This window comes from Aequorivita sp. KMM 9714 (assembly GCF_011065475.1).
Lineage (GTDB): Bacteria > Bacteroidota > Bacteroidia > Flavobacteriales > Flavobacteriaceae > Aequorivita > Aequorivita sinensis.
The window spans coordinates 1-288 of sequence record NZ_JAAGRO010000057.1 but is presented as its reverse complement, the minus strand read 5'-3'; the positions used below and the strand labels follow the sequence as shown (position 1 = coordinate 288).

Sequence of the window (288 nt, the reverse complement as noted above, 5' to 3'; positions counted from 1 at the left end):
ATACTAATAGCCCATAAGCTTATGTACATCGCTTTCCCCGCCTCGGCGGGGAACGCAACTCTTTATAGTAGTAAATTCACTTTTTTCCTATTGTTTACATTACAATATGTCACGATATTTTCTAGCCAATTGCTAGAAGTTAAGAGTCAAGCTTAGCTTTACTCCTAACTTAAAACTAAGGTGGTTATAGCGACGGGGCTCACCTCTTACCATTCCGAACAGAGAAGTTAAGCCCGTTTGCGCCGATGGTACTGCAATCCTGTGGGAGAGTAGGTCGCCGCCTTCCTT

At 43.8% G+C, this 288-nt stretch carries 1 rRNA gene; it reads left to right on the top strand.

Annotated elements, in window-relative coordinates:
- Positions 1 to 176 precede the first annotated feature (176 nt).
- Positions 177 to 286: ribosomal RNA gene (gene rrf, locus G3A46_RS14650) — 5S ribosomal RNA — on the top strand.
- The last annotated feature ends 2 nt before the right edge of the window (positions 287 to 288 follow it).